Source organism: Streptomyces sp. NPDC015346 (assembly GCF_043078785.1).
In the GTDB taxonomy this organism is placed as follows: domain Bacteria; phylum Actinomycetota; class Actinomycetes; order Streptomycetales; family Streptomycetaceae; genus Streptomyces.
Genome location: NZ_JBIBTW010000005.1, coordinates 150,944 through 172,337, shown reverse-complemented (window position 1 = coordinate 172,337; position 21,394 = coordinate 150,944). Strand labels below are relative to the sequence as shown.

Below are 21,394 nucleotides of genomic sequence, written 5' to 3'. Positions count from 1 at the left end.
AGAACATGATCATGGAGGAATCGGACTTATTAATCCCAAAGAGTCACGTGGGCCGAGTGTCCCAGTCGCGATGATCAGGAGCGGAATAGAGCATTCAGTGGCGCAATGTCCGTTTCCGTGACCCTCGATCGCGGTCCGTAATGCCGGGATTGTCAGGCTGTAGGTGAGCAAACTCACACCTAGATCGTTGTCTACTCCATGCATTCGAAGGGAATTGCACGTTTAGCCTGACGCTTTACAAGAGACCCCGCTCTGCAAAGGCCTGACACTCGTGATGAAGACGACGATGCTGCTCCGCTCCACGGCCAACCCCCGCCGCACCACGCTCGCCCACCTCGAGGACGCCGAGCAGCTCGGCCGCGGCGCACAGCCGGAGCACGGCCTCGAGCTCCCCACGCAGACGGCCAACCCCCGCCGCACGGTCCTCATGACCGCCCCCGAGGCCGCGCAGCCCGTGCAGTAGGGCCCGTCGGTCCGCACAGTAATACGGCGGGAGCCGCTTTTTTGGCTCGGTTCGCCGCCCCTCACCGCGTTAGCCTGGAGCGTCAGACTCCAGCCAGTACCAAGTGAGGGGCGACAGCACTCGTGCGCATCGCCAGATTCTCCATCGACGGCAATGTCGCCTTCGGCGCCGTCGAGGGCGAGGGAACCGTCGAGTCCGGCGGCCTGGTCCTCGACATCATCAAGGGCATCCCGTACACCGACTTCGAGCTGAGCGGTACCAAGGTCCCGCTGAGCAAGGTACGGCTCCTGCCCCCCGTGCTCCCCAACAAGGTCGTGGCCATCGGCCGCAACTACGCGGAGCACGCCGCCGAACTGGGCAACGAGGTCCCCGAGGTGCCCGTCGCCTTCTTCAAGCCGACCACCTCCGTGATCGGCTCCGGCGACGCCATCGAGTACCCCTCCTTCTCCGACGAGCTGCACCACGAGGCCGAACTGGCCGTGGTCATCGGCCGCATGTGCCGCGAGGTCCCGCGCGAGCGCGTCAAGGACGTCGTCTTCGGCTACACCTGCGCCAATGACGTCACCGCCCGCGACGTCCAGCGGCGCGAGAAGCAGTGGGCCCGCGCCAAGGGCTTCGACACCAGCTGCCCGCTCGGCCCCTGGGTGGAGACGGAGCTCGACCCGAGCGACCTCACCATCCAGGCCACCGTCAACGGCGAACAGCGGCAGCTCGGTCGTACGAGCGACATGATCCGCTCGATCGAGGACCTGGTCGTCCACATCACCGAGGCCATGACACTGCTCCCGGGCGACGTCATCCTCACCGGCACCCCCGCCGGGGTCGGACCGCTCAACGTCGGCGACGAGGTCGCCGTCACCATCGAAGGCATCGGCACTCTCACCAACAAGGTGATCAAGCGTGGCTAACGCGAACGTCCGCGTACGTTTCTGTCCCTCCCCGACCGGCAACCCCCACGTGGGCCTGGTCCGCACCGCCCTGTTCAACTGGGCCTTCGCCCGGCACCACGGCGGTACGTTCGTCTTCCGCATCGAGGACACCGACGCGGCGCGCGACTCCGAGGAGTCGTACCAGCAGCTGCTCGACTCGCTGCGCTGGCTCGGCTTCACCTGGGACGAGGGCCCCGACGAGGTCGGCGGCCCGCACGCCCCGTACCGCCAGTCCCAGCGGATGGACATCTACCAGGACGTCGCCGAGAAGCTGCTCGCGGGCGGCTACGCCTACCACTGCTTCTGCACCGCCGTGGAGCTCGAGGCCCGCCGCGACGCCGCCCGCCTGGCCGGCAAGCCCTCCGGCTACGACGGCACCTGCCGCAACCTGAGCGCCGAGCGCATCGAGCGCTACCGCGCCGAGGGCCGCGAGTCGATCGTCCGCTTCAAGATGCCCGACGAGCCGATCACCTTCACCGACCTGGTCCGCGGCGAGCTCACCTTCACCCCGGACAACGTCCCGGACTACGGCATCGTGCGCGCCAACGGCGCCCCGCTGTACACCCTGGTCAACCCGGTCGACGACGCGCTCATGGAGATCACCCACGTCCTGCGCGGCGAGGACCTGCTCTCCTCCACCCCGCGCCAGATCGCGCTCTACAAGGCGCTGATCGAGCTGGGCATCGCCAAGGAGATCCCCGCTTTCGGCCACCTGCCGTACGTGATGGGCGAGGGCAACAAGAAGCTCTCCAAGCGCGACCCGCAGGCCTCCCTCAACCTCTACCGGGAGCGCGGCTTCCTCCCCGAGGGCCTGCTCAACTACCTGTCGCTGCTCGGCTGGTCCTTCTCGGCCGACCAGGACATCTTCACGATCGAGCAGATGGTCGAGAAGTTCGACATCGCCGACGTCAACGCCAACCCGGCCCGCTTCGACCTCAAGAAGGCCGAGGCGATCAACGCCGACCACATCCGCATGCTGGACGTGAAGGCGTTCGCCGAGGCCTGCGAGCCCTGGCTGCGCGCCCCGCACGCCACCTGGGCGCCGGAGGACTTCGACCGAGCGGCCTGGGAGGCCATCGCCCCGCACGCGCAGACCCGCGTCACGGTCCTCTCCGACATCACGCAGAACGTGGACTTCCTGTTCCTCCCCGAGCCGGTCTTCGACCAGCCCTCCTGGGACAAGGCCATGAAGGGCGAGCCCGCCGCGCTGCTCACCACCGCCCGCGCGAAGCTGGAGACCGCCGACTGGAGCGACCCGGAGTCCCTCAAGAACGCGGTCCTGGCCGCCGGCGAGGAGCACGGCCTGAAGCTCGGCAAGGCCCAGGCCCCGGTCCGCGTCGCGGTCACCGGCCGCACGGTCGGCCTGCCGCTCTTCGAGTCCCTGGAGATCCTGGGCAAGGAGCGGACTCTGGCCCGTATCGACGCGGCGCTGGCGAAGCTGGCCGCGTAGCGGTCCACCCGCACACGGCATGGCGGCGACCGGCACCCCCGGCCGCCGCCACGCCGCGTTGTCACACCCCTTCCCTAGGGTCGGCCCGTCGAGATCCCCTCCCGGGATCCCCGCTGAAAGGCTCGCCCGCCATGCCGATGACCGCCCCCGACTACGCCCGGTATTTCACCTCCGGCACCTCCTTCTCGTACGAGGACGGCCTGACCGGGACCTTGTCCGTGGCCGAGGTCGGCGAGCTGGCCCTGCCCACCGGTCGCGTCGTGGCCTGCGATCCCTTCGTGTACCTGGGCAGCGGCGACATCGAGGCGTTCACCGTCGGGGTCGCCCCCGGGCGGTACCCGGTCCAGGCGTCCGTGGCCACGCTCGTGCGCCCCGGGGTCGAGCCCGGACCGCACCCGCACACCAGGATCGCCGCCGTCCGGCTCACCGTCCGGGACACCCCGCCGGTCTCCTGGGAGCTCGCCCTGCGCCCCGGCCAGGACCTCGCGGAACTCGGGGAGGACGAGTTCTTCGGGTACGGCGTGGACGCCGGGACCGGCTGCTTCTACGACGCCTCCGCCGATGGTGCCTTCCCCGGCACCGAGGACGAGGAGGGCGCGGTGTGGGCGGCCATGGAGAGCATCGGACACGGACCCGCGGTGTTCATGGCGGAGGGGGACGACGGTCACAACCTGGCCGGCTTCACCTCCGGCTGGGGCGACGGTGCCTACCCCACCTGGATCGGACGGGACGTCTCCGGCGAGGTCGCCTGCTTCGTCACCGACTTCCTCGTCGTCCCCTCCGAACGGGTCGATCCCGCCTGACCACGCGCGCTACGGTCGTCGTATGGCCATCCGCGCGGTCCTGTGGGACATCGACGACACGATCTTCGACTACGCCCGCGCCGACGTGACCGGCATGCGCGAGCACCTCACGGCCGAGGGCCTGGTGGACGGATTCGACTCCGTCGACCAGGCCCTTCGTCGGTGGCAGGAGCTCACCGTCATCCACTGGCGGCGCTTCGAGGCCGGCGGGGTGGACTTCCTGGAGCAGCGGCGCGAGCGGGTGCGCGACTTCCTGGACGCGCCCTCGCTCACCGCCGACGAGGCCGACGGCTGGTTCGAGCGGTACCTCACGCACTACGAGGCCGCCTGGGAGCTCTTCCCCGACGCCGTCCCCGTCCTCGACGTCCTGGCCGCCGACTACCGGCACGCCGTCCTGTCGAACTCCAGCATCCACAACCAGGAGCGCAAGCTGCGGATGCTCGGCGTACGGGACCGGTTCGAGGCCGTCGTCTGCGCCGCCGAGCTCGGGTTCGCCAAGCCGGCCGCCGAGGCCTTCCACGCCGCCTGCGCGGCACTGGGTCTTGCGCCCGCCGAGGTGGCGTACGTGGGTGATCAGCCGGACATCGACGCCCGCGGGGCGGTCCTGGCCGGGCTCACGGGCATCTGGCTGGACCGCGGCGGGCGGGGCGGGCGGCCCGAGCTGACCCGGATCACCGACCTCCACCAGCTCCCCGCGCTGCTGCGGGGCGATACCCGTTTTGGAGCGTCGGACACCTTCGGGTAATGTTCTTCCTGCGCCGAGGGGAGCAAGCCGAAAGGCCGAAACCCACGGAGCACTACCCGAGCAAGATCCCCACAACGGGGGTTGCGTTTTGGTGGCCTATGGTGTAATTGGCAGCACGACTGATTCTGGTTCAGTTAGTCTAGGTTCGAGTCCTGGTAGGCCAGCTCGCAGAGCTCATCTGCACCACGCGGATCTGATCCGCAAAGCCCCCGTTGTGTAGCGGCCTAGCACGCTGCCCTCTCAAGGCAGTAGCGCCGGTTCGAATCCGGTCGGGGGTACGGATCCATCCCGCGGATCACCAGGGTCGCACCCGGTGAACACGCGGTGACATCGTCCGGCACTTTCGTGCCGGGCGGGATCGCTAGGGCCCCCGTTGTGTAGCGGCCTAGCACGCCGCCCTCTCAAGGCGGTAGCGCCGGTTCGAATCCGGTCGGGGGTACTGGTCTAAACCACCATGGCCTATGGTGTAATTGGCAACACTACGGTTTCTGGTACCGTCATTCTAGGTTCGAGTCCTGGTAGGCCAGCTCGCGGAGCTCATCCGCAAGGCCCCCGTTGTGTAGCGGCCTAGCACGCCGCCCTCTCAAGGCGGTAGCGCCGGTTCGAATCCGGTCGGGGGTACGCATCGAGGAAGCCCTTCCCTTCGGGGGAGGGCTTCTTCGCGTTGCCGGAGAACCGAAGACGGACAACTGAAGATCGCCAGAAGGGGCCGGGGCACAACTCCGGCCCACCGCTGCGGCGTTGAAGCGGTGGGCCGGGGACGGACGGGGAAGGGGTACGGCGGGTCAGCCGTTGCGGCGCAACGCCTCGGAGAGGCGCGCGGCCGCGTCGATGACCGCCTGCGCGTGCATACGGCCCGGGTGCCGGGTCAGGCGCTCGATCGGACCGGAGACCGACACGGCGGCCACCACGCGGTTCGAGGGGCCGCGCACGGGCGCGGAGACGGACGCCACGCCCGGCTCCCGCTCGCCGATCGACTGGGCCCAGCCGCGGCGCCGTACGCCCGACAGGGCCGTCGCCGTGAAGCGGGCGCCCTGCAGGCCGCGGTGGAGCCGCTCCGGCTCCTCCCAGGCCATCAGGATCTGCGCCGAGGAGCCGGCCTTCATCGTCAGCGTCGAGCCGACCGGGACGGTGTCCCGCAGGCCGGACAGCCGCTCGGCCGCCGCCACGCAGATGCGCATGTCGCCCTGCCGGCGGTAGAGCTGGGCGCTCTCGCCGGTGACGTCGCGCAGATGCGTCAGTACCGGGCCCGCGGTCGCGAGCAGGCGGTCCTCGCCGGCCGCGGCGGCGAGCTCCGCCAGCCGCGGTCCGAGGATGAACCGGCCCTGCATGTCGCGGGCCACCATCCGGTGGTGTTCCAGTGCCACGGCGAGTCGATGTGCCGTGGGTCGTGCGAGTCCCGTCGCCGCGACCAGACCTGCGAGGGTGGCCGGACCGGACTCCAGGGCGCTCAGGACAAGGGCTGCCTTGTCGAGAACGCCTACGCCGCTAGAGTTGTCCATGCAACGATATTCACGTCTCACTCTGTGAAACGCAAGTTCAATTTTCCGGGGAACCTGTGACCCTGGTGAGGCGGCCGCACAACGGCCCGCGAAACGGGTCTCTAGTTGTGCCGGCGTAGACGTCGGCCGGAGGGAAAGCGATGGGTAGGACACTCGCGGAGAAGGTCTGGGACGACCACGTCGTCCGGCGCGCCGAGGGCGAGCCCGACCTCCTCTTCATCGATCTGCACCTGCTGCACGAGGTGACCAGCCCCCAGGCTTTCGACGGCCTGCGCCAGAACGGCCGGCCGGTGCGGCGACTCGACCTCACCATCGCCACCGAGGACCACAACACCCCGACCCTCGACATCGACAAGCCGATCGCGGACCCCGTCTCGCGCGCGCAGTTGGAGACGCTGCGCAAGAACTGCGCCGAGTTCGGCGTACGACTGCACCCGCTGGGCGACGTCGAGCAGGGCGTCGTCCACGTCGTGGGCCCCCAGCTGGGCCTGACCCAGCCCGGCACCACCGTGGTCTGCGGCGACTCGCACACCTCCACCCACGGCGCCTTCGGCGCGCTGGCCTTCGGTATCGGCACCAGCCAGGTCGAGCACGTCCTGGCCACCCAGACGCTGCCGCTGGCCCGCCCCAAGACCATGGCGATCACCGTCGACGGCGAGCTGCCCGAGGACGTCACCGCCAAGGACCTGATCCTGGCGATCATCGCCAAGATCGGCACCGGCGGCGGCCAGGGCTACATCCTGGAGTACCGCGGCTCCGCCATCGAGAAGCTCTCGATGGAGGCCCGGATGACCATCTGCAACATGTCGATCGAGGCCGGTGCGCGCGCGGGCATGATCGCCCCCGACGAGACCACCTTCGCCTACCTCAAGGGCCGCGCCCACGCCCCCGAGGGCGAGGACTGGGACGCCGCCGTCGCGTACTGGAAGACGCTGCGGACCGACGACGACGCCGTCTTCGACGCCGAGGTCGTCATCGACGCCACCGAACTGGCGCCGTTCGTCACCTGGGGCACCAACCCCGGCCAGGGCGCTCCGCTTTCGGCGCACGTCCCCGACCCGGCTTCGTACGAAGACGCTTCGGAGCGCAACGCCGCCGAAAAGGCCCTGGAGTACATGGGGTTGACCGCCGGGCAGCCGCTGCGGGACATCAGGGTCGACACCGTCTTCGTAGGCTCCTGCACCAACGGCCGCATCGAGGACCTGCGCGCCGTGGCCGGCATCATCGAGGGCCGCAAGGTCGCCGACGGCGTCCGCATGCTGGTCGTCCCCGGCTCCGTCCGGGTCGCCCTGCAGGCCGTCGAGGAGGGCCTGGACAAGGTCTTCAAGGAGGCGGGCGCCGAATGGCGGCACGCCGGCTGCTCGATGTGTCTGGGCATGAACCCCGACCAACTGGCTCCCGGTGAGCGCTCCGCGTCCACCTCCAACCGCAACTTCGAAGGCCGGCAGGGCAAGGGCGGCCGGACCCACCTGGTCTCGCCCCAGGTCGCCGCCGCCACCGCCGTACTGGGCCATCTGGCCTCCCCGGCCGATCTGTCCGACGTCGCTACGCCCGCGGGGGTCTGAGGAACCATGGAAGCTTTCACCACGCACACCGGCCGGGCCGTCCCGCTGCGCCGCAGCAACGTCGACACCGACCAGATCATCCCCGCGCACTGGCTCAAGAAGGTCACCCGCGACGGCTTCGAGGACGGCCTCTTCGAGGCCTGGCGCAAGGACGAGCAGTTCGTCCTCAACCGCCCCGAGCGCAAGGGCGCCACGGTCCTGGTCGCCGGCCCCGACTTCGGCACCGGCTCCTCCCGTGAGCACGCCGTCTGGGCGCTGCAGAACTACGGCTTCAAGACCGTCATCTCCTCCCGGTTCGCCGACATCTTCCGCGGCAACTCGCTGAAGAACGGTCTGCTGACCGTGGTCCTGGACCAGCCGACCGTCGACGCGCTCTGGGAGCTGACCGAAGCCGACCCTACGGCCGAAATCACTGTTGACTTGGAGCGGCGGAAGGTCCTCGCCGCCGGGATCGACGCCGACTTCGAGCTCGACGAGAACGCCCGCTGGCGTCTGCTGAACGGCCTCGACGACATCAGCCTCACCCTTCAGAACGAAGCCGACATCGCGGCTTACGAGGCGGCGAGGCCGTCCTTCAAACCCCGTACAATTACTGTCTGAGCAGCGCTTTTCCATGACTGCGCCCCCCACCTCACGGTGGGGGGCGCAGTCGCTTGTTGAGACCCTGTCGGGCGACAACTCGCCCCAGATGGCACAATCGGTGCATGGAACGCGACAGCCAACTCGAGCTCTACGAGGCAGTCGCCGCCCGATTGAAGGAAGCGCACACAAGGGTGCGCGAACTGCAAGTCCCGGAGGGCGTAAGGATGGCGCTGTCCCGGAAGCTGCTGGTCGTGACGGCCGCGGCGAAGCACGATCTCACGGACGCCGCAGCGCGTCTGGACCGGTTGATGAAGGACCTCGACGAGGGCCGATTCCCTGAAGACGACTGACACCAGGAACTCCGCAACGGCACTTCACCGTTGCGGCACTAGGGTGATTAGCCCGTTTCGTGTTTGATTTGCGGTATATACATGCCTAACGTGCGAAAAAGCTTGAACACTTTCGTTCTGGCAATGTCTCCGAAGGGGAAGACGTGAACAAGGCGCAGCTCGTAGAAGCGATTGCCGACAAGATGGGCGGCCGCCAGCAGGCCGCCGATGCTGTCGACGCGGTGCTGGACGCGATCGTGCGTGCCGTGGTCGGCGGGGACCGAGTTTCGGTCACCGGCTTCGGCTCGTTCGAGAAGGTCGACCGCCCGGCCCGGTACGCCCGCAACCCGCAGACGGGTGAGCGCGTCCGGGTCAAGAAGACCTCCGTGCCCCGCTTCCGTGCCGGTCAGGGCTTCAAGGACCTGGTCAGCGGCTCGAAGAAGCTCCCCAAGGGCGGCGAGGTCGCCGTCAAGAAGGCGCCCAAGGGCAGCCTTTCCGGCCCGCCCCCCACCATCGCCAAGGCCGCCGGCAAGAAGGCCGCCGCCAAGAAGACCTCCGCCGCCGCGGCGAAGAAGGCCGCCGCCAAGAAGACCACTCCGGCGAAGAAGACCACCGCCGCGGCGAAGAAGACCACCGCCACCAAGACCGCGAGCGCCGCCAAGAAGACGACGACCGCCAAGAAGGCGACGCCGGCGAAGACCACCGCCGCCGCCAAGAAGACCACCGCGAAGAAGACCGCCCCGGCGAAGAAGGCCACGGCGAAGAAGGCGCCGGCGAAGAAGACCACCGCGCGCAAGACCTCCCCCGCCAAGAAGACCACCACCGCCCGCAAGAAGTAAGCGGCGCAGGGTCACAGGGCCACTCACACGCCGGGCCGGGCTCCCCCTCGGGGAGCCCGGCCCGCGGCGCGTCCGGCATCCGTCGCCGCCCTGTCCGGCCCAGCGCCGACCCGCCGTCGCCGCCCTGTCCGGCCCAGCGCCGACCCCGAGCCGACCCGGCGTCGTCGCCCCGTCCGGCCCGGCGTCGGCTCAGAGGGTCTGCAGCGTCACCAGCGTGATCCGCGGGCCCGCGCCCTCGGCGCCCGGCTCCGTCTCGATCCGCACCCGCTGCCCGGGCCGCAGCAACCGCAGCCCGCCCGCGTCGAACGCCTCGGCCCCGAACTCCACCGGGGTGCCGTCGTCGAGCAGCACACTGCCGCTGCGGGTCTCGGGGTCGTACGTGTACGCGGTCGCCTGCATGGACCGCAGCCTATCCGGCCGCACGATCCCAGTGGGCCGCCGTCCGCGGACCGACACCCAGGGCGAGCGCCGCCGCCAGATCCTCCCCGGTGTCGACGTCCCGGCGTACGGAATCCACCCCCGCCAGCCGGATTTCCACCGCTCCGGAAGACAAATGCCGACGGCGCGAAGCACCTCCGAAAGCAGGTGCCAATTCCACTCCCGGACCGGCCGAGAGGAATGTCGTACCGATTTCCGCGGCATCCGCCAGAAATGCCCGGGGGAATTGCGCCGCGGCCTGGAGGACCCGGGCCAGCTCCGCGGAGCGCAGCGCCGGCAGGTCCGCGTTCAGCGCCGCCACCCGCGCCGCGGGGCGCGCGTCCCGCACGGAACGCGCCCCGTGCGCCAGCGCCGCGTTGAGCCCGGCCCCCGGGGAGTCGGCCACGATCCGCGCCCCGAGCGCCGAAAGCGCCCGCCCCGCCGCCTGATCGTCCGTGACGACCGCCACATCCCGCACCCGCGGGCACGCCAGCGCCGCGACCACCGTGTCCTGCGCGAACGCCAGCGCGAGCCGGGGACGTAACAGCGCCCCGGTGGCCGCGGCGAGCCTGCTCTTCGCCCGCGCAAGGGGCTTCAGGGGGACGACCAGGGACCAGCCGTCGTCCGGATCGGTGTTCATCGCGGCCCATTGTGACCCGACACCCCCCGCCGGTGTCCGACGGGCCGGGGGAGCGGTGCCCGGCGACCCCGGGATCCCGGGGCGTACGGTGTTCTCGACAGACCAGGAGCATGGGGCGACACTTGACCCCCTGCATGCCAGTCCCAGAGGAAGGTGTCCGAGTGCCCCGCCGCAGAATCGGCTTCTGGTACCGCCTGGCGGCGGTCATCGCTAAACCGCCGCTGGTGGTTCTGTTCAAGCGGGACTGGCGCGGAGCGGAACACATTCCGGCCGACGGCGGATTCCTCACCGCCGTGAATCACAACTCGTATCTGGACCCGTTGTCCTACGCGCACTTCCAGTACAACACCGGACGGGTCCCGCGCTTTCTCGCCAAGGCCGGCCTCTTCAAGGGCTCGTTCGTCGGCATGATGCTCCGCGGCACCGGACAGATCCCCGTCTACCGCGAGACGACCGACGCGCTGGACGCCTTCCGCGCCGCCGTCGAGGCCATCGAGCGCGGCGAATGCGTCGCCTTCTACCCCGAGGGCACCCTCACCCGCGACCCCGACATGTGGCCCATGGCCGGCAAGACCGGCGCCGCGCGCGTCGCGCTGCTCACCAAGGCCCCCGTCATCCCGGTCGCCCAGTGGGGCGCCAACCTCGCGATGCCGCCGTACGCCAAGGAGAACAAGCTCCGGCTGTTCCCGCGCAAGACGCTCATCGTGCAGGCCGGCCCGCCCGTCGACCTCTCCCGCTTCTACGACCGGGAGCCGACGCCCGAGGTGCTGCGCGAGGCGACCGAGGTCATCATGGCCGCGATCACCGCGATCCTGGAGGAGGTCCGCGGCGAGAAGGCCCCGCCCGAGCCGTACGACCACCGCAGGGCACGGCTGGAACAGCGGCGCAAGGCCGCCGGGGAGGGCAAGAAGTGACCAAGGCAGCCGTCTTCGGTACGGGATCGTGGGGCACCGCCTTCGGCATGGTGCTGGCCGACGCGGGCTGCGAGGTGACCCTGTGGGGCCGCCGCGCCGAACTCGTCGACGCCGTCAACACCACCCGTACCAACCCCGACTATCTCCCGGGCGTCGAACTCCCGGCGGCCGTCCGGGCCACCACCGACCCCGCCGAGGCCGCCCGCGACGCCGAGTTCACCGTGCTCGCCGTCCCCTCGCAGACCCTGCGCGGCAACCTCGCCGCATGGGCCCCCGCGCTCGCCCCCGACACCGTCCTCGTCTCCCTCATGAAGGGCGTCGAACTGGGCACCGCCAAGCGGATGAGCGAGGTCATCGAGGAGGTCGCCAAGGTCCCGGCCGAGCGCGTCGCCGTCCTCACCGGGCCCAACCTGGCCAAGGAGATCGCCGCCCGGCAGCCCGCCGCCGCCGTCGTCGCCTGCGCCGACGAGTCGGTCGCCCAGCGGCTCCAGGCCGCCTGCATGACCCCGTACTTCCGCCCGTACACCAACACCGACGTCGTCGGCTGCGAGCTCGGCGGAGCGGTCAAGAACGTCATCGGGCTCGCCGTCGGCATCGCCGACGGCATGGGGCTCGGCGACAACTCCAAGGCCACGCTCATCACCCGCGGACTGGCCGAGACCACCCGGCTCGGCCTCGCCATGGGCGCCGACCCGCTCACCTTCTCCGGCCTCGCCGGCCTCGGCGACCTGGTCGCCACCTGCTCATCGCCGCTCTCCCGGAACCACACCTTCGGCACCAACCTGGGCCGCGGGATGACGCTCCAGGAGACCATCGCGGCCACCAAGCAGACCGCCGAGGGCGTCAAGTCCTGCGAGTCCGTGCTCGATCTGGCGCGCCGCCACGGCGTCGACATGCCGATCACCGAGATGGTCGTCTCCATCGTCCACGAGGGCAAGCCGCCGATCGTCGCCCTCAAGGAACTGATGTCGCGCAGCGCGAAGCCCGAGCGGGGCTGAGCACGGCCGATCCTCTCCGCCGGGCCCGCCGCCAAGGGCCCGTTGGGCCGGACGCGCGCGGCGGACCGGGGCTCTTAAGCACGCCGGAGACGCAGGGTACGCTCAACGCGTTATGAGCGAGAACACCCAGAGCCCCCGCAAGCCGCGCGTGGCCGTCGTCTTCGGCGGCCGCAGCTCCGAGCACGCCATCTCCGTCGTCACGGCCGGCGCCGTCCTGCGCGCCATCGACCGGACCAAGTACGACGTGCTGCCCATCGGCATCACCACCGACGGGCGCTGGGCGCTGACGGCCGACGCCCCCGAGCGGATGGCCATCGCCGACCGCTCCCTGCCGAACGTCTCCGACCTCGTCGAGTCCCGGGAGGGCGGCGTCGTCCTCTCCGTCGACCCGGCCAACCGCGAGGTCGTCCACACCGAGCCCGGCTCCGTGCCCAAGGCGCTCGGCGAGGTCGACGTCGTCTTCCCGATGCTGCACGGCCCGTACGGCGAGGACGGCACCCTCCAGGGCCTCCTGGAGCTCTCCGGCGTCCCCTACGTCGGCGCGGGCGTCCTCGCCTCCGCCGTCGGCCAGGACAAGGAGTACATGAAGCGGGTGTTCACCTCCTTCGGGCTGCCCGTCGGCCCGTACGAGGTCATCCGGCCCCGGGAGTGGGAGCAGAACCCCGCCGCCGCCCGCAAGAAGATCGTCGAGTTCGCCGCCGACCACGGCTGGCCGCTCTTCGTGAAGCCCGCCCGCGGCGGTTCCTCCATGGGCATCACCAAGGTCGACGACCTCTCGGGCCTGGACGAGGCCATCGAGGAGGCCCGGCGCCACGACCCCAAGATCCTCGTCGAGTCGCTGCTGCGCGGCCGCGAGATCGAGTGCGGCGTGCTGGAGTTCGAGGACGGCCCGCGCGCCAGCGTGCCGGCCGAGATCCCGCCCGTCACCGACCACGACTTCTACGACTTCGAGGCCAAGTACATCGACTCGGCCTCCGGGATCGTGCCCGCGCCGATCGGCGACGAGGCCACCGCCGAGGTCCAGCGCCTGGCGGTCGCCGCCTACGAGGCCGTCTCCTGTGAGGGCCTGGTCCGCGCCGACTTCTTCCTCACCGAGGACGGCGACTTCGTCATCAACGAGATCAACACCATGCCCGGCTTCACCCCCATCTCCATGTACCCGCGGATGTGGCAGGAGAGCGGCGTGAGCTACCCCGAGCTCGTCGACCGGCTGATCCAGGCGGCGCTGAACCGCTCGACGGGCCTGCGCTAGGCAGGCCCCGGTTCGCGGACGCTCCGGTTCGTGCGCGTTCCGGTTCGTGCACGCTCCGGTTCAGTCGCACTCCGGGTCCAGGGCGCACGGCACCGTCTGCTTCACCGGGGCGGCGAGATCCACGAGGGGGGCGGCGTCCTGCGCGTACCGCTCGTCCAGCGTCACCTCGATGTACGCCTCGCGGTACACCGAGGTGAAGCGGGGCCCGTCGCCCTCCCGCTGCTCCACCATCCAGCGCACGCCGTCGACGGAGACACCCTGCGCCTGCGGATCGGTCATCTTTTCGGGCCGGGGGACGCCGCAGCGCAGTACGATCGCCGCGTCCCCCCAGCCGGCGGTCAGCTCGGAGTCAGGCTCCGGATCGTTCCGTTCCAGCCCCGCCACGGTGTCGGGAAGCTCCTTCGCCAGCGCCTGGCAGAAGGCGGCTTCCTCCGCCGGAGGGCTGGGAACCGGGACCGACGCCTTCGCGTTCGTGGAGGAGCAGCCCGCGGCGGTCAGCAGCGCCAGCGCTGCGGCGGCGACGGGCAGGCCGAAGGGCCGGTGGGAAGACATCACCGGCCAAGGGTAGACGGGGGCTAGAGATGGACGACCGGGCAGGTGAGGGTTCGCGTGATGCCGTCCACTTGCTGGACCTTGGCGACCACCATGCGGCCGAGATCGTCGACGGTGTCCGCCTGCGCGCGGACGATCACGTCGTACGGTCCGGTCACGTCCTCCGCCTGGATCACGCCCGGGATCTTGGCGATGGTCTCGGCGACGGTCGACGCCTTACCCACCTCGGTCTGAATAAGGATGTACGCCTGTACCACGGAACCTCCAGGGCGGCCACGAGGATCATTGGGAGAAAGAACCCGATGAAAGGTTCGCCACGGTACCGCGTCGCCGTGGGCCACGGGGAGACCCGCACGCCCGGAGGCGTCCACAGTGTGGCGTACGCACGACAGAAGTTGACGGTCTACTTGACGGTACCCAGCGCAATGACGGCTCGCGACCCGCAGAGCGACCCGCGCGCCGGCATGACAACACGAGGTGAGACGCGGTGAAGGGCACAGTCGGCGAGTTGGGGGAGTTCGGGCTCATCAGGGAGCTCACCTCACGGCTCACCTCCACCCCGGCGGTACGGGTCGGGCCCGGCGACGACGCCGCGGTCGTCTCCGCACCGGACCGGCGCGTGGTGGCCAGCACGGACATCCTGCTCGAAGGACGTCACTTCCGCCGCGACTGGTCGACGGCGTACGACGTGGGCCGCAAGGCGGCGGCGCAGAACCTCGCCGACATCGCCGCCATGGGCGCCGTCCCCACCGCGCTCCTGCTCGGCCTCGTCGTCCCCGCCGAACTCCCGGTCACCTGGCCCACCGAACTCATGGACGGGCTGCGCGACGAGTGCCAGGTCGCCGGCGCCGCCGTCGTCGGCGGCGACGTCGTCCGCGGTGACACCATCACCGTCGCCATCACCGCCCTCGGCGATCTGCGCAACCACGACCCGGTGACCCGGGGCGGCGCCCAGCCCGGCGACGTCGTCGCGTACACCGGCTGGCTCGGCTGGTCCGCCGCCGGCTACGCCGTCCTCTCCCGCGGCTTCCGCTCCCCGCGCGCCTTCGTCGAGGCCCACCGGCGGCCGGAACCGCCGTACCACGCGGGCCCCGCGGCCGCCGGGCTCGGCGCCACCGCCATGTGCGACGTCAGCGACGGCCTCATCGCCGACCTCGGCCACATCGCCGAGGCCAGCAAGGTCCGCATCGACCTGCGGTCCGGCAGCATCGACATCCCCACGCAGATGAACGACATCGGCCAGGCCGTCGGCGTCGACCCGCTCCAGTGGGTGCTCACCGGGGGAGAGGACCACGCCATCGTGGCCACCTTCCCGCCGGACGTGAAGCTGCCTGCCCGCTGGAAGGTCATCGGCGAGGTTCTCAACCCCTCCGCCCTGCCCCAGGTGACCGTGGACGGGGCACCCTGGCACACCACGGGCGGCTGGGACCACTTCGGAGGGGCCGAGTGAGCCTCCCCCCGCCCCTCGTCCTCACCGTCGCCGGGTCCGACTCCGGCGGCGGCGCCGGCATCCAGGCCGACCTGAAGACGATGCTCGCCCTCGGGACCCACGGGATGAGCGTGGTCACCGCCGTCACCGCCCAGAACTCGCGCGGCGTCCACGGCGTCTGGGAGCTTCCCGAGGAGGCGGTACGCGCCCAGTACCGCGCCGTCGTCGACGACATCGGCGTCCAGGCGGTCAAGACCGGGATGCTCTCCTCGGCCTCGCTCGTGGAGACCGTGGCGGAGCTGCTCGCGGGAACGGACGCGCCGGTGGTCGTCGACCCCGTGGGGGTCTCCAAGCACGGCGACCCGCTGCTCGCGGCCTCCGCGCTGGACTCCGTACGGACGAAGCTGCTGCCCGCGGCGACGGTGGCCACACCCAACCTGGACGAGGTGGCGCAGCTCACCGGCGTCCACGTCGTGTACGAGAGCGACATGCGGGTGGCCGCCGAGGCGATCCTGTCGTACGGACCGCGCTGGGCGCTGATCAAGGGCGGACACCTGCCCACCGGCGACAGCGCGGTGGACCTGCTCACCGACGGCACCGAGGAGCACTGGCTGCGGGCGCCGCGGCACGACAACCGGCACACGCACGGGACGGGCTGCACGCTCGCCTCGGCCGTGGCGGCGGGGCTCGCGAAGGGGCTGCCGGTGGTGCGGGCGGTGCGGGAGGCGAAGGAGTACGTCACGGGGGCGATCGCCGCCGGATTCGCGCTGGGCGCGGGGATCGGCCCGGTGGACCACGGCTGGCGGACGCGCTAGGCCGAGGGCCCGGGCTCAGGCCCGGGTGGCCTGCCTCCGGGCATGGCAAAAGGCCGGTTCACCAAGGTGAACCGGCCTTTCAAGGCAACCGCAGGGCTGCGCTACGACAAAACGTCGGCGGGATCATCCCCGCTTGCGCGGGGAGCATCACTTAGCGCGAGACCTTGCCGGCCTTGATGCACGAGGTGCAGACGTTGAGCCGCTTCGGCGTCCGACCGACCACGGCACGCACACGCTGGATGTTCGGGTTCCAGCGACGAGACGTACGGCGGTGCGAGTGCGAAATGTTGTTGCCGAAGCCCGGCCCCTTGCCGCAGACGTCGCAGTTGGCAGCCACGGGTCACTCCAAAGACTTCAGATTTACAGTGAAATCCGGCGCACCGGAATCAGAGATCTGAAGTGGCTTGCCGGGGGAATGGCCCGACTCTCGCCGGGCAACCGAAGCAGCATACAACGGCTGCTCCCGTAGAACGAAACTACCATGGCGAGCGCCGCCCCCCGCCCCGGCCCAGGTCGCGAGCGGGGCTAACCTGCGGTGCGACCGCCATCTACAGGAGGATCCCCCGTTGCCGCAGACCGCGCAGACCCTCGACGCCGCGGCGGTCCGATCCTGGTGCGTACGGGCCCTGGACGCGCTCGGCCGGGAGCGCGAGGAGATCGACGCGATCAACGTCTATCCGGTCGCCGACGGGGACACCGGCACCAACCTCTACCTGACCGTGGAATCCGCCGCCCAGGCCGTCGAGGCCGTCTTCGCAGCCGACGAGCCCGACGCCACCGACGCCATACGGGCCATGGCGCACGGCGCCCTGATCGGCGCCCGCGGCAACTCCGGGACGATCCTCTCGCAGCTCCTTCGGGGGATGGCCTCCGTGCTCGCCGACGGTCGTGACGGGGATCACCTCGCCCGGTCGCTGGCGGCGGCGGCCCGCGCGGCCCGCGAGGCCGTGGCCCACCCCGTCGAAGGAACGATCCTCACGGTGGCGGGCGCCGCCGCCGAGGCGTGCGTCGGGGGCGGAGACCTCGTGACGGTGGCCAAGGGGGCGTACGACGGAGCCAGGAGCGCGCTGGAGGCGACCCCCGGACAACTCGCCGTGCTCCGACGCGCCGGGGTCGTGGACGCCGGCGGGCGCGGTCTGGTCGCCGTCCTCGGCGCGCTGGTCGAGGCCGTCTCCGGCGAGGCGCAGGTGCGGCCCGCCGGAGCGCACCGGCCGGCCGTGGCCGTCGAGGAGTGCGACGCGGAGACCGGCCCGGCGGGCCCCGCCTTCGAGGTGATCTACCTCCTGGAGGCCGAGGACGCGGCCGTGGAGCGGCTACGGGCCCGGCTCGACGCGCTGGGCGACTCCCTGGTCGTCGTCGGCGGCGACGGGCTGTGGAACGTCCACGTCCATGTCGACGACGCCGGCGCGGCGGTCGAGGCGGGCGTGGAGGCGGGACGGCCGCACCGGATCCGTATCACCCACTTCTCGGGCGTCTCCGAGGTACGGGAGCAGGCCCAGCGCGCCGTCGTCGCGGTGGTTCCCGGCGAGGGCCTCGCCGGCCTGTGCGAGGAGGCCGGCGCGACGACGCTCCTGGCCAGGCCCGGCGAGCCGCCGGCCAGCGGCGAGCTCGTCGACGCGATCCGGCGGGCCCACGCGCGCGAGGTCGTGCTCCTGCCCAACGACACGGACCTGCGGCACACGGCGGGCGCGGCGGCCGAGCAGGCCCGCGCCGAGGGCATCCGGGTCGCCCTGATCCCCACCCGGGCGGCCGTCCAGGGCATCGCGGCCCTCGCCGTCCACGAACCGGAGCGGCGCTTCGACGAGGACGTGGTGGCGATGACGGCGGCGGCGGGCGCGACGCGCTACGCCGAACTCGCCGTCGCCGAACACCAGTCCTTCACCTCCGCCGGCGTCTGCCAGGCCGGCGACGTCCTCGGCCTGATCGAGGGCGACGTGGCGGTCATCGGCCAGGACCTGACGACGACGGCCCGCACGGTCCTGGACCGCATGCTGTCGGCGGGCGGCGAGTTGGTGACCCTGATCGTCGCGGACGAGACCCCGCCGGCACTGGCGGCCGAGCTCGAACGCCATGTCCGCGAGACGTACCTGGCGGTGGACACGGCGACGTACCACGCGGGCGTCGGGGCGCCGCCGCTGCTGATCGGCGTGGAGTAGCGGGACGGTTGTCGGTGCCGTGGTGTGCAATGGATCGTGTGCCCGCGCTCGACGAACCACCGAAGAACGAACCACCGAAGAACGAACCACCGAAGAACGAACCACTGCGAACATTGACGGATCTGTCCGAGGGGAGCGGCCGTGCTGCTCGGTGACCCGCTGAAGAACCTGCTCGGCGCCGCCACCGCGAAGGTGATGGCCGACCACCTCGACCTGCACACGGTCGGCGATCTGCTCCACCACTACCCGCGGCGGTACGCCGAGCGCGGCGAGCTCACCGCCCTCGCCGAGCTGCCCCTCGACGAGCACGTGACGGTCGTGGCGCAGGTGGCCGACGCGCGTGTGCTCACCTTCAACAAGGGCGGCCGGGGCAAGGGCCAGCGGCTCGAGGTCACCATCACCGACGGCAGCGGGCGGATGCAGCTGGTCTTCTTCGGCCGGTCGGTCTTCTTCCACCAGAAGGAACTCCTGCCGGGCCGCCGAGGGATGTTCGCCGGCAAGGTCGGCGTCTTCAACCGCAAGCTCCAGCTCTCCCACCCCGAGTACAAACTCCTGGACGCCGACAGCAGCGACGAGACGGTCAAGGCCTTCGCGAGCGAACTGCTGCCGATCTACCCCGCCTGCAAGCAGCTGGAGTCCTGGACCATCGAGCAGTCCGTCTCCATCGCCCTGGACTCCCTGGAGGCCACCGGCTGGGCCGGGCTCGCCGACCCGCTGCCGCCCGCCCTGCGGGAGGGACGCGGCCTCGCCGACCTGCCAGAGGCGCTCATGAAGGTCCACCGCCCCCGTACCAGGGCGGACATCGAGGACGCCCGGCAGCGGCTCAAGTGGGACGAGGCGTTCGTCCTCCAGGTCGCCCTCGCCCGCCGCAGGTACGCGGACACCCAACTGCCCGCCGTCGCCCGGAGACCCGCACCAGGCGGACTCCTCGACGCCTTCGACGCCAAGCTGCCCTTCACCCTCACCGACGGCCAGAAGAAGGTCTCCCAGGAGATCTTCGACGACCTCGCCACCGAACACCCCATGCACCGCCTCCTCCAGGGCGAGGTCGGATCGGGCAAGACGATGGTGGCCCTGCGGGCCATGCTCGCCGTCGTCGACGCGGGCGGACAGGCCGCGATGCTGGCGCCCACGGAGGTCCTCGCCCAGCAGCACCACCGCTCGGTCACCGAGATGATGGGCGAGCTCGCCCAGGGCGGGATGCTGGGCGGAGCGGAGAACGCCACCAAGGTCGTCCTGCTCACCGGTTCCATGGGCGCCGCGGGCCGCCGCCAGGCGCTCCTCGACCTCGTCACGGGCGAGGCGGGGATCGTCATCGGCACGCACGCGCTGATCGAGGACAAGGTGAAGTTCCACGACCTCGGCCTGGTCGTCGTCGACGAACAGCACCGCTTCGGCGTGGAGCAGCGCGACGCCCTGCGCGGCAAGGGGAAGCAGCCCCCTCACCTGCTCGTCATGACCGCGACGCCCATCCCGCGCACGGTCGCCATGACCGTCTTCGGCGACCTGGAGACCTCCGTCCTGGACCAGCTGCCCGCCGGCCGCTCGCCGATCGCCAGCCATGTCGTCCCTGCCGCCGACAAGCCGCACTTCCTCACGCGCGCGTGGGAGCGCGTGCGCGAGGAAGTGGAGAAGGGGCACCAGGCGTACGTCGTCTGCCCGCGCATCGGCGACGGCGAGGACGACCCCAAGGCGAAGAAGAAGCCCTCCGCCGAGGACGAGGCCGAGAAACGCCCGCCGCTCGCCGTCCTGGAGGTCGCCGAGAAGCTGAAGGTCGGCCCGCTCGCCGGGCTCCGTATCGAGGTCCTGCACGGCCGGATGCACCCGGACGACAAGGACGACGTCATGCGCCGCTTCGCCGCCGGCGAGGTCGACGTCCTCGTCGCCACCACCGTCATCGAGGTCGGCGTGAACGTCCCCAACGCCACCGCCATGGTGATCATGGACGCCGACCGCTTCGGCGTCTCCCAGCTCCACCAGCTGCGCGGCCGCGTCGGCCGCGGCTCCGCGCCCGGCCTCTGCCTCCTGGTGACCGAGATGCCCGAGGCGAGCCCGGCCCGCCAGCGCCTCGGCGCCGTCGCCTCGACCCTCGACGGCTTCGAACTCTCCCGGATCGACCTCGAACAGCGCAGGGAGGGCGACGTCCTCGGCCAGGCCCAGTCCGGCGTCCGCTCCTCCCTCCGGATGCTCACCGTCATCGACGACGAGGAGGTCATCGCCGCCGCCCGCGAGGAGGCCACCGCCGTCGTTCTCGCCGACCCCGACCTCACCGACCACCCGGAGCTGCGCACCGCCCTCGACGCGCTCCTGGACAAGGAGCGGGAGGAGTTCCTGGAGAAGGGGTGACCACGGGTGCGTCACACCCCCCTCACCGGCCATATCGTGGAGACACCGATCTCAGCGAAGGACGAGGACCTCAGATGACCCGCGTGATCGCCGGTACGGCCGGCGGACGCCGACTGGCCGTGCCCCCCGGCAACGGCACCCGCCCCACCTCCGACCGGGCGCGCGAGGGCCTCTTCTCGACCTGGGAGTCGCTCCTCGGCACCCTCGACGGGGCCAGGGTCGCCGACCTCTACGCGGGTTCGGGCGCCGTCGGTCTGGAGGCGCTCTCCCGGGGCGCCTCGCACACCCTGCTGGTCGAGGCCGACCCCCGCGCCGCGAAGACCGTCCGCGAGAACATCCGCGTGCTCGGGCTGCCCGGCGCCGAACTCCGTACCGGCAAAGCGGAACAGATCGTGACGGGTCCGGCCCCCGCCGCCCCCTACGACGTGGTCTTCCTCGACCCGCCGTACGCCGTCTCGGACGACGATCTTCGCGAGATCCTCCTCACACTCCGCTCCGGGGGCTGGCTCAGCGACGACGCCCTCGTCACCGTGGAGCGCAGCACCCGAGGCGGGGAATTCGGCTGGCCGGCCGGTTTCGAGCCACTGCGGGCCCGTCGCTACGGCGAGGGAACGTTTTGGTACGGTCGCGCCGCCTCTACGTGCGAAGACGCACGATGACCGGACCGG

General features: G+C 70.9%; 23 protein-coding genes and 5 tRNA genes. 22 read left to right on the top strand and 6 right to left on the bottom strand.

Annotated features, from left to right (window positions below; genetic code table 11):
* Nucleotides 1–274: 274 nt before the first annotated feature.
* The 10 genes from ACF06X_RS19865 (at nt 275) to ACF06X_RS19820 (ending at nt 5,011) form a co-directional block, all read left to right on the top strand.
* Entirely contained in the window at nt 275–463 is a 189-nt protein-coding gene (locus tag ACF06X_RS19865) for a hypothetical protein (RefSeq protein ID WP_392288574.1), read from the top strand.
* Between the two features lie 122 nt (nt 464–585).
* Nucleotides 586–1,371, top strand: a complete 786-nt coding sequence (locus tag ACF06X_RS19860) for a fumarylacetoacetate hydrolase family protein (protein ID WP_392288573.1) — start codon at nt 586–588, stop codon at nt 1,369–1,371.
* Complete coding sequence (gltX, locus tag ACF06X_RS19855; RefSeq protein WP_392288572.1) at nt 1,364–2,842, top strand: glutamate--tRNA ligase; 1,479 nt, start codon at nt 1,364–1,366, stop codon at nt 2,840–2,842. The genes ACF06X_RS19860 and gltX overlap by 8 nt, the downstream gene beginning before the upstream one ends.
* Before the next feature lie 131 nt (nt 2,843–2,973).
* The gene (locus ACF06X_RS19850; RefSeq protein ID WP_392288571.1) at nt 2,974–3,645 is read left to right on the top strand and encodes a DUF4241 domain-containing protein; all 672 of its coding nucleotides are present in this window, start codon (nt 2,974–2,976) and stop codon (nt 3,643–3,645) included.
* Nucleotides 3,646–3,667: 22 nt separating this feature from the next.
* Nucleotides 3,668–4,390 carry an HAD family hydrolase gene (locus tag ACF06X_RS19845; RefSeq protein ID WP_392288570.1) on the top strand — a complete coding sequence of 241 codons (723 nt, stop codon included), beginning with the start codon at nt 3,668–3,670 and terminating at the stop codon, nt 4,388–4,390.
* A gap of 92 nt (nt 4,391–4,482) precedes the next feature.
* Nucleotides 4,483–4,554: transfer RNA gene (locus tag ACF06X_RS19840), tRNA-Gln, on the top strand.
* A gap of 41 nt (nt 4,555–4,595) precedes the next feature.
* Nucleotides 4,596–4,668: transfer RNA gene (locus ACF06X_RS19835), tRNA-Glu, on the top strand.
* An 88-nt stretch (nt 4,669–4,756) separates the two neighbouring features.
* Nucleotides 4,757–4,829 (top strand) — tRNA-Glu (locus tag ACF06X_RS19830).
* Nucleotides 4,830–4,845: 16 nt separating this feature from the next.
* Nucleotides 4,846–4,917: transfer RNA gene (locus ACF06X_RS19825), tRNA-Gln, on the top strand.
* Between the two features lie 21 nt (nt 4,918–4,938).
* Nucleotides 4,939–5,011 (top strand) — tRNA-Glu (locus ACF06X_RS19820).
* A gap of 164 nt (nt 5,012–5,175) precedes the next feature.
* Here the strand turns inward: ACF06X_RS19820 and ndgR are convergent.
* The gene (gene ndgR, locus ACF06X_RS19815) at nt 5,176–5,892 is read right to left on the bottom strand and encodes an IclR family transcriptional regulator NdgR (RefSeq protein ID WP_005311436.1); all 717 of its coding nucleotides are present in this window, start codon (nt 5,890–5,892) and stop codon (nt 5,176–5,178) included.
* Nucleotides 5,893–6,032: 140 nt separating this feature from the next.
* Between ndgR and leuC the strand changes: the two genes are divergently transcribed.
* The 4 genes from leuC (at nt 6,033) to ACF06X_RS19795 (ending at nt 9,207) form a co-directional block, all read left to right on the top strand.
* Nucleotides 6,033–7,457 carry a 3-isopropylmalate dehydratase large subunit gene (gene leuC, locus ACF06X_RS19810; protein ID WP_392288569.1) on the top strand — a complete coding sequence of 475 codons (1,425 nt, stop codon included), beginning with the start codon at nt 6,033–6,035 and terminating at the stop codon, nt 7,455–7,457.
* 6 nt (nt 7,458–7,463) lie between these two features.
* Nucleotides 7,464–8,057: a 3-isopropylmalate dehydratase small subunit gene (leuD, locus tag ACF06X_RS19805; protein ID WP_392288568.1), complete on the top strand. Its 594-nt coding sequence runs from the start codon at nt 7,464–7,466 to the stop codon at nt 8,055–8,057.
* A 104-nt stretch (nt 8,058–8,161) separates the two neighbouring features.
* Nucleotides 8,162–8,389 carry a hypothetical protein gene (locus tag ACF06X_RS19800; protein ID WP_215066552.1) on the top strand — a complete coding sequence of 76 codons (228 nt, stop codon included), beginning with the start codon at nt 8,162–8,164 and terminating at the stop codon, nt 8,387–8,389.
* Between the two features lie 143 nt (nt 8,390–8,532).
* Nucleotides 8,533–9,207 (top strand): HU family DNA-binding protein, encoded by a 675-nt coding sequence (locus ACF06X_RS19795; RefSeq protein ID WP_392288567.1) that lies wholly within the window; start codon nt 8,533–8,535, stop codon nt 9,205–9,207.
* A gap of 189 nt (nt 9,208–9,396) precedes the next feature.
* Here ACF06X_RS19795 and ACF06X_RS19790 read toward each other — a convergent pair whose 3' ends face one another.
* Together ACF06X_RS19790 and cofC are read right to left on the bottom strand one after the other, a co-directional pair.
* Entirely contained in the window at nt 9,397–9,606 is a 210-nt protein-coding gene (locus tag ACF06X_RS19790; protein ID WP_392288566.1) for a hypothetical protein, read from the bottom strand.
* A gap of 10 nt (nt 9,607–9,616) precedes the next feature.
* Nucleotides 9,617–10,264: a 2-phospho-L-lactate guanylyltransferase gene (gene cofC / locus ACF06X_RS19785; RefSeq protein WP_392288565.1), complete on the bottom strand. Its 648-nt coding sequence runs from the start codon at nt 10,262–10,264 to the stop codon at nt 9,617–9,619.
* Between the two features lie 161 nt (nt 10,265–10,425).
* On the opposite strand from cofC, the gene ACF06X_RS19780 reads away from it, so the two are divergent.
* The 3 genes from ACF06X_RS19780 (at nt 10,426) to ACF06X_RS19770 (ending at nt 13,428) form a co-directional block, all read left to right on the top strand.
* On the top strand, nt 10,426–11,178 hold the full coding sequence (locus ACF06X_RS19780) for a lysophospholipid acyltransferase family protein (protein ID WP_392288564.1): 753 nt from the start codon (nt 10,426–10,428) through the stop codon (nt 11,176–11,178).
* On the top strand, nt 11,175–12,176 hold the full coding sequence (locus tag ACF06X_RS19775) for an NAD(P)H-dependent glycerol-3-phosphate dehydrogenase (protein ID WP_392288563.1): 1,002 nt from the start codon (nt 11,175–11,177) through the stop codon (nt 12,174–12,176). The genes ACF06X_RS19780 and ACF06X_RS19775 overlap by 4 nt, the downstream gene beginning before the upstream one ends.
* Before the next feature lie 112 nt (nt 12,177–12,288).
* Entirely contained in the window at nt 12,289–13,428 is a 1,140-nt protein-coding gene (locus ACF06X_RS19770; RefSeq protein ID WP_392288562.1) for a D-alanine--D-alanine ligase family protein, read from the top strand.
* Between the two features lie 60 nt (nt 13,429–13,488).
* On the opposite strand, the gene ACF06X_RS19765 is transcribed toward ACF06X_RS19770, so the two are convergent.
* Together ACF06X_RS19765 and ACF06X_RS19760 are read right to left on the bottom strand one after the other, a co-directional pair.
* Nucleotides 13,489–13,980, bottom strand: a complete 492-nt coding sequence (locus ACF06X_RS19765) for a DUF3515 domain-containing protein (protein WP_392289023.1) — start codon at nt 13,978–13,980, stop codon at nt 13,489–13,491.
* 23 nt (nt 13,981–14,003) lie between these two features.
* Nucleotides 14,004–14,237 (bottom strand): Lrp/AsnC family transcriptional regulator, encoded by a 234-nt coding sequence (locus ACF06X_RS19760; protein ID WP_158990895.1) that lies wholly within the window; start codon nt 14,235–14,237, stop codon nt 14,004–14,006.
* A 230-nt stretch (nt 14,238–14,467) separates the two neighbouring features.
* On the opposite strand from ACF06X_RS19760, the gene ACF06X_RS19755 reads away from it, so the two are divergent.
* Complete coding sequence (locus tag ACF06X_RS19755) at nt 14,468–15,430, top strand: thiamine-phosphate kinase (protein ID WP_392288561.1); 963 nt, start codon at nt 14,468–14,470, stop codon at nt 15,428–15,430.
* Nucleotides 15,427–16,224, top strand: a complete 798-nt coding sequence (gene thiD / locus ACF06X_RS19750; protein ID WP_392288560.1) for a bifunctional hydroxymethylpyrimidine kinase/phosphomethylpyrimidine kinase — start codon at nt 15,427–15,429, stop codon at nt 16,222–16,224. Before ACF06X_RS19755 ends, thiD begins: the two co-directional genes overlap by 4 nt.
* Nucleotides 16,225–16,375: 151 nt before the next feature.
* Here the strand turns inward: thiD and rpmB are convergent, their stop codons facing one another.
* On the bottom strand, nt 16,376–16,561 hold the full coding sequence (gene rpmB / locus ACF06X_RS19745) for a 50S ribosomal protein L28 (RefSeq protein WP_003957616.1): 186 nt from the start codon (nt 16,559–16,561) through the stop codon (nt 16,376–16,378).
* A 229-nt stretch (nt 16,562–16,790) separates the two neighbouring features.
* Here rpmB and ACF06X_RS19740 point away from each other — a divergent pair, with 229 nt between their 5' ends.
* The 3 genes from ACF06X_RS19740 (at nt 16,791) to rsmD (ending at nt 21,385) form a co-directional block, all read left to right on the top strand.
* Nucleotides 16,791–18,380: a DAK2 domain-containing protein gene (locus ACF06X_RS19740; protein ID WP_392288559.1), complete on the top strand. Its 1,590-nt coding sequence runs from the start codon at nt 16,791–16,793 to the stop codon at nt 18,378–18,380.
* Between the two features lie 141 nt (nt 18,381–18,521).
* Entirely contained in the window at nt 18,522–20,726 is a 2,205-nt protein-coding gene (recG, locus tag ACF06X_RS19735) for an ATP-dependent DNA helicase RecG (RefSeq protein ID WP_392288558.1), read from the top strand.
* Between the two features lie 74 nt (nt 20,727–20,800).
* Nucleotides 20,801–21,385 (top strand): 16S rRNA (guanine(966)-N(2))-methyltransferase RsmD, encoded by a 585-nt coding sequence (rsmD, locus tag ACF06X_RS19730; protein ID WP_392288557.1) that lies wholly within the window; start codon nt 20,801–20,803, stop codon nt 21,383–21,385.
* Nucleotides 21,386–21,394: the final 9 nt, after the last annotated feature.

Excerpts from the sequence above, each read along its gene's own strand:
- ACF06X_RS19865 (WP_392288574.1), top strand. The coding sequence starts at position 275 with ATGAAGACGACGATGCTGCTCCGCTCCACGGCCAACCCCCGCCGCACC.
- leuD (WP_392288568.1), top strand. The coding sequence starts at position 7,464 with ATGGAAGCTTTCACCACGCACACCGGCCGGGCCGTCCCGCTGCGCCGC.
- rsmD (WP_392288557.1), top strand. The coding sequence starts at position 20,801 with ATGACCCGCGTGATCGCCGGTACGGCCGGCGGACGCCGACTGGCCGTG.
- cofC (WP_392288565.1), bottom strand. The coding sequence starts at position 10,264 with ATGAACACCGATCCGGACGACGGCTGGTCCCTGGTCGTCCCCCTGAAG.
- ACF06X_RS19800 (WP_215066552.1), top strand. The coding sequence starts at position 8,162 with ATGGAACGCGACAGCCAACTCGAGCTCTACGAGGCAGTCGCCGCCCGA.
- ACF06X_RS19845 (WP_392288570.1), top strand. The coding sequence starts at position 3,668 with ATGGCCATCCGCGCGGTCCTGTGGGACATCGACGACACGATCTTCGAC.
- ACF06X_RS19850 (WP_392288571.1), top strand. The coding sequence starts at position 2,974 with ATGCCGATGACCGCCCCCGACTACGCCCGGTATTTCACCTCCGGCACC.
- leuC (WP_392288569.1), top strand. The coding sequence starts at position 6,033 with ATGGGTAGGACACTCGCGGAGAAGGTCTGGGACGACCACGTCGTCCGG.
- ACF06X_RS19790 (WP_392288566.1), bottom strand. The coding sequence starts at position 9,606 with ATGCAGGCGACCGCGTACACGTACGACCCCGAGACCCGCAGCGGCAGT.
- ACF06X_RS19770 (WP_392288562.1), top strand. The coding sequence starts at position 12,289 with ATGAGCGAGAACACCCAGAGCCCCCGCAAGCCGCGCGTGGCCGTCGTC.
- ndgR (WP_005311436.1), bottom strand. The coding sequence starts at position 5,892 with ATGGACAACTCTAGCGGCGTAGGCGTTCTCGACAAGGCAGCCCTTGTC.
- ACF06X_RS19765 (WP_392289023.1), bottom strand. The coding sequence starts at position 13,980 with ATGTCTTCCCACCGGCCCTTCGGCCTGCCCGTCGCCGCCGCAGCGCTG.